The organism is Clostridium weizhouense, from assembly GCF_019431045.1.
GTDB classification, from domain to species: Bacteria; Bacillota; Clostridia; order Clostridiales; family Clostridiaceae; genus Clostridium; species Clostridium weizhouense.
In genome coordinates, this window is the sequence record NZ_JAHXPT010000034.1 from 1 (window position 1) to 1,610 (window position 1,610).

Annotated in this window: 1 protein-coding gene; it reads right to left on the reverse strand. The window is 28.7% G+C overall.

Annotated features, from left to right (window positions below; genetic code table 11):
• Positions 1–145: 145 nt before the first annotated feature.
• Complete coding sequence (locus tag KYD98_RS17975; protein ID WP_219781422.1) at positions 146–1,342, reverse strand: IS110 family RNA-guided transposase; 1,197 nt, start codon at positions 1,340–1,342, stop codon at positions 146–148.
• Between the last annotated feature and the right edge of the window lie 268 nt (positions 1,343–1,610).

Here is a 1,610-nt window from a genome sequence, read left to right on the forward strand (position 1 = left end):
CAATAAAAACCTGCTAAGCAAAGTCAATACCTTTTTAACAAGTTTTTTGCTTTTTTGTATTAATAAAAATTTGCATAACAAATAGACCAATCATGTTTTTAAAATTTGCATTGGTCTGTTATACAAATTATTTTTGTTTTTAAATTTACTTATAAACTTCCTTTACTCTTGCATAATAAATTCTTAAAAATTTATTTAATCCAGCTATTTTAGCTACTTTTTTAGCCTTTCCTTCTAGTTCTTTCTTTAAAATATAATCATATACGGCTGAATCCTGTATCGGCTTTATAGCTTTTATTGATGCCATTACTTCATAGCCTGTTTTTCTTAAATAAGCAGATCCTCGTTTAGATATTCTCCTCTGAGTACCCTTAAAATTCCCTGATTCATACGCCGGAGCATCTATCCCGGCATAGGCTATTAATGCCTTTGCATTATGGAATCTTCTTACATCGCCAATACAAGCTATTAGTCTTGGTGCTAATACATCCCCTACTCCTGGCATTTCTCTAACTACATTATATTCAGCTAATTTCTTTGCTAATTCTTGCATTTGTAGTAATATCATTCTTAAAGTTTTTTCTACTTCTTTAAAAACTCTTGTTGCTTCAACAACCAACATTTTTGCAGATTTCATTTTTGAACTAAGAGTTGTTACGCTTTCATTTGCTAATTTATATATGCTTTTTGCTTTACATTCATTTGCATGATATCCTTCTTTTTTAGCCCATTTCAAGTAACTTTCTATAAATTGTATTTCACTTTTTTTAGTTATATTGTCATAATGCCAATATTCTTTTACAAATGAATTTAATTTGTATTTTCCAACATAATCATTATTTCTTAATAAATTAGTAATTCCAGGCATAACTTTATCTAATAAATTTGATAAATTAACCTTACATTTAACCTTCATGCTAACATATTGGTTATATTGCCTACAAAGAACATCTAATTCACTATATAATTCATCAGAAGTACTATAATCATTAAGGTGAAACCAATTATCTATTCCATAATTGGAGATCTTTATCGAATCAATCTTATCTGTTTTTCCTTTTCTGATTGTAAGACTTGAATATTTCTTCATCATTAAAGGATTAATTACAGCTACAAAAATTCCTTTTCGCTTTAAATAGCTTAAAACTGGTAAATGATATGCTCCAGTAGCTTCAAGTACAACTCTACATTCTTCTTCAAAACTATGGATTAGCTCTGCTAGGTCGGACAAATCTTTTTCAGTATGTTTTATTTCATATGGTGTTTTAATAACTTCCCCATACGGTTTCATAATACACACTGTACTTTTTCCTTTTGATATGTCTATTCCTACACTTATCATTTTCATTCTCTCCATTCATAAATTAATAATTGTACCCATCACACTTATTACTATTCATTTTGGTTAGTTACACGAAAGCTTAAGTTTCAACCTGCTTAATCGAATGCCTATAATAAGAGAATGGTTAACAGTTTTTATTACGGAAGTAAAATTCCTAAAACACCCACGTAAACCAATTACTCTTTTATATTATAGTGTAAAAAAAATAAGTGCTAGCTTTAATCTTTTACAAGATTATTGGCTACACTTATAACGTACCAAAAACACC